The organism is Dyadobacter psychrophilus, assembly GCF_900167945.1.
Classification (GTDB): Bacteria; Bacteroidota; Bacteroidia; order Cytophagales; family Spirosomataceae; genus Dyadobacter; species Dyadobacter psychrophilus.
Window position 1 is genome coordinate 1 of record NZ_FUZA01000028.1, and the last position, 1,935, is coordinate 1,935.

The 1,935-nt window shown below is 40.3% G+C and carries 2 protein-coding genes; one reads left to right on the plus strand and one right to left on the minus strand.

The annotated features are described in order from the left end of the window. The coding region (locus tag B5X68_RS28500) for a replication initiation protein (RefSeq protein WP_141110455.1) at nt 1-948 on the plus strand (948 nt) is incomplete at its 5' end. A gap of 161 nt (nt 949-1,109) precedes the next feature. Here B5X68_RS28500 and B5X68_RS28505 read toward each other — a convergent pair. Next, nucleotides 1,110-1,574 carry a hypothetical protein gene (locus tag B5X68_RS28505; protein WP_082218169.1) on the minus strand — a complete coding sequence of 155 codons (465 nt, stop codon included), beginning with the start codon at nt 1,572-1,574 and terminating at the stop codon, nt 1,110-1,112. Nucleotides 1,575-1,935 lie beyond the last annotated feature (361 nt).

Below are 1,935 nucleotides of genomic sequence, written 5' to 3' on the forward strand. Positions count from 1 at the left end.
CCACTTATTTTTGATGAGAAGGAGGTCAAAAAATATGCTAAGCAACACTGGAACGTCACTTTTGCCCGACAAAGGAAGGTGTCTGTGTATGCTAAACGCATTATGGCGAATGTATTAGCCATGATTAAAGAAGATGATAGCGAGTTGAGACCTTATTATCAAATGCACATTTCTGACGTAGTCCCCACAACGGATTCAGATTTCCACGCCAAGGTCAAAAAGGCCTTTGATGAACTGACGGACTTGAAATGGCTAATTGAAGATATTTCAACAAAATATTTTGCTTTTAGGCATTTACTTAACACCTCCGATGTCAATTGTGCTTACAAAGACGGCACCATATCAATTGTTCTAAACCCTTTATTAAAGCCATATTTTATTGAGTTGGCCCATTATAGCATCTATGAAATCAAACATTACATGCATTTTAGTAGCTGGTACAGCCTTCGGGTGTTTGAACTACTTTCTGCCTTCAAGGATACTGGGATCTGGTGGGTGAGCATTGATGAGTTTCGGCAGCTAATGGATTGTGAGAAAAAGTATCCCCTAAGCAAGGATCTACTTAAATACACACTTACTGAACCTTTGCATGAGCTTGAAAGCACCGATTTAGCATTTACCTACGAACCGGTTTTCGACATGTATGCACATGGTCGCGGCCGAAAGCCCGTAATTGCGCTCGAATTTCGCCTTAAAAAGGCTAAGCCTAAGAATATACCCACAGAATGGTTTGAGTTCTCTGACGAGCACAAAAGCGTGCTTCTACGGCTACGCACATGGCAGGTGACTGATTCAAATATCATAAGGTATGCAAAAGCGATCGGTATAGAGCGAGCAAATAAGCTACTTTACGAATGGCAACTAAAAGGCAAAGAAATTCAAGACAGGACCAAATACTGCAACGCCGTCTGGGTACGTATAGGCAAAGTAGCATCTGGCGAAAATTAACCTAGCAGAGTTTAAATTGGGTGTTTTACAAACTCAATCTCGCCTGAAAGCGATACATTGATTGGTGAGACGGCTATTTAAGCCACTTTTAGGCGGGTTTTGGGGCATCTGGCGGCCGCCGGCACAAGTCGCAGGAAAGGGAGCTTTAGTGAAATTCAAAACTATCTAAATAGCAAATTCACTTTATAATTTTCATTGTTCACTAAGTCTTTTTCAGGCTCTTGATATACGTCTGAGACTGCAATCTGTAAAGAACCTATACTTTTAACATAATTATGTGAAGCAGGATACTGGGATAGGGTTTCGAAACTTAACAAGCTTCTCTTGCCATTTTGAGAAACAGAAGTAAATGCTTTAATAGTAACCGAATCCTGATTAATAATTAATCCAATATCGTACATCGTGTACAAACTCCCTGTTTTATCCTCTGTATAAGTCCCTTCTGAAAAAACCGAATTCACATCATAGACCAGCAAGTCATAGTTTTGCCCTAAATAGCTGATTGACTGCTGTTGCCCAAACTTCAACGTTATACCTGCGTCAGGCGACTTTTCAATAGAATCCGAAGAGCACGCAAGTAGCAAAAGTGTGAAAAACAAGATGGGGAAGTAAACGATAGCTTTCATAATTGTTCGTTCAGGGTGGACAGATTCTTTATTAATGCTATGACACAGGGTCAGGTTAATTGGTTGCTATTGCCATAAGTCTCTTCTAAGAGACAGGTTAAAAAGCCTAATAGTCAAAGAATATCCCCTATTTGAGAACGCAATGAGTAAAGTCTCACGTCCTTGTACTATCTCAAGAACTTTCCCAAAACTTCTACTACCCTCTTGTTCTGTGTTCCGTCACTTAACATAAAAAGGGTTATACAAACACCAGGAGCCATTTCTGTCTTCTGTCCTCTTTTTGGCTTCTGCGGGTGAAAGAAAAGGGTTGGATTTTTCTCCGAAAGTGTGCCAAAGGATCGTCAGCTTACAACATTTCTAA